Here is a 2,009-nt window from a genome sequence, read left to right on the forward strand (position 1 = left end):
GCCAGGCAAAGATACAAGCCACCTCGTTGGAGGTGGCTTTTTCATTGTTGTCTTTGTTATTTTTATTTCCTTCGATTCATCCTCCTTCTCCATCCTTTCTTCATCGCGCCTCTGTTTTGAGTGCTTCTGTCAGCCGGGATCCCTTCTTACATTGATTCACTTTGTGGATGAAGATGATGTTATCCAGGAGGAATCCTTTTGAATCCCTGGATTGTTTCCTGAATAATGGAATTTATAAGCGTTGCAAATGTCCCCGGCAGTAAGTTCGTTCCTCTGTTCCTGTCAGGTCATATGCAGCAAACGATGTTACTTTTGAGTTTGTTGCTGGGAAATGGATGCAGGTGATCAAGCATTCACACGTTTTTGGTCAGGCAGGTGTCAAAGTGTTTATCCGAATTTGTATAATGGAAATGAAGCTCATCTGAGCTGCGTCATCCGGGTTTCCGTTACACTACCCATAAACATTCAAAAAACGACAGGCAGGTGAAGTGAATGGATAAGACTGGTAATCAAAAAGGGGATTATGGCATAGATGCTCCTGGTGTCATTCGAAACTTGGCGTTGATCGGCATCGTTTTGCTTCTTCTCTGTATGGGGACTTTTTTTGCTTTTGCCGGTGCTTGGCGATGGATCGGAACGATTCCCTTCCTTTTGGGGTTGATTTGTCTCATTGAAGCCGTTTATATGATTTGGAGCAGCAAAGTCGGGAAGTATTATGAACGGGAGAAACTGCTTGATCTCGTCCCTTGGCGGGGAGATGAAAAAGTGCTCGATATCGGATGCGGGAGAGGACTCGTTCTGAATGCTGCTGCCAAACGCCTGGACAGAGGTAAGGCAATCGGAATTGATATTTGGAATGAACAGGATCAATCGGGCAATCATCCTGATGTAACTCTGGAAAATGCCGAAAGAGAAGGAGTAAGAGAACGCGTCGAAGTCGTATCTGCTGATGCGCGGGATATTCCGTTTTCGGACAATGAATTTGATGTGATTGTTTCCAGTCTGGCCCTGCACAATATTTACGATAAAGATGAACGTCGCAAAGCGCTCGGGGAAATATTCCGGGTGCTCAAGCCGGGAGGACATTTTGCGATTCTCGATTTCCGGCATGTTGATGAATATGCCGCGATTTTTGAAGAGTTGGGAGCGACAGGCGTTCAGATTGCCGGTCCCCATTATTTTATTTTTCCTCCTGTACGGATTGTGGTGGGTCGTAAACCTTAGAGGATGCATGTGCCTTGACGGGAATGGAACTTATGAGCGTACAAGGAAACTTGGGTCGTTAATTCCGAATTGGAGAATGCCCGTTATCATACACGAGCGGTTGATTGGTTCAGAATCCTTCATCCTGACAGGAAGATCCGGTAAACAGGAGAAGCGCTGTTTTAAGGAACTTTGCATCATCTGATGTTGTCGAAATCAAGGTATCTGCATGAAAGTTGAAAGTTGGGGGGTTTTTTGACCCGGGCTCTTGCCAGCGTGTCCCGAAACCGGGCGTTCCGATCCTTGTCTGCATTTCCTGCGCCTCTCTTTTTGTTTCCCGCTGGTTCTCCACGGTTGATAAACGTGCCGGCCGGATTCTTTAGTTATGGGAAAACGGTAAAAGCGTTTTTCATCACTGGTTTGAGCAGAAAACACCAGGTTGTTTTTAGGTACTTTAAAGCAGAGGAAAGACATTGATCGATTCGGTCAAACATGGAGAGCTGCAAACTGCTCGAGGGGGGAGGGATCGTTCAAGTCGGCCGAGTGACGGCAAGTATGTTTTTTGTTTCCGTCCGGGTTTACATGTGCATAAAATGATGGAAATAAAATAAATCTCAAAAGAGGTGTTGACAATCAAATAAAAGGGTAGTATATTTATTTTCGTCACTGATACGACAACATCTTGCAAAAAGCGAGAGAACAAAACAAAAAAAGTTGTTGACAAGCGTGACAGCGATGTGATAGAATATAAATTGTCGTCGTGATAAAAACGGCGGCGACGGAGAGTGTTCCTTGAAAACTAAAGA

The 2,009-nt window shown here is 44.9% G+C and carries 2 protein-coding genes; both read left to right on the forward strand.

Annotation, left to right across the window (positions count from 1 at the left end; all coding sequences use genetic code 11):
- Positions 1–202 (forward strand): hypothetical protein (locus I8U19_RS17450; protein ID WP_220185050.1); only part of this gene is annotated, 202 nt, incomplete at its 5' end.
- Between the two features lie 290 nt (positions 203–492).
- On the forward strand, positions 493–1,224 hold the full coding sequence (locus I8U19_RS17045; protein WP_033102438.1) for a class I SAM-dependent methyltransferase: 732 nt from the start codon (positions 493–495) through the stop codon (positions 1,222–1,224).
- The last annotated feature ends 785 nt before the right edge of the window (positions 1,225–2,009 follow it).

The organism is Thermoactinomyces sp. CICC 10523 (assembly GCF_016055105.1).
GTDB lineage: Bacteria > Bacillota > Bacilli > Thermoactinomycetales > Thermoactinomycetaceae > Thermoactinomyces_A > Thermoactinomyces_A daqus.

Bases quoted from the DNA above. Each gene is read 5' to 3' on its own strand.
- I8U19_RS17045 (WP_033102438.1), top strand. From the start codon at position 493: ATGGATAAGACTGGTAATCAAAAAGGGGATTATGGCATAGATGCTCCT.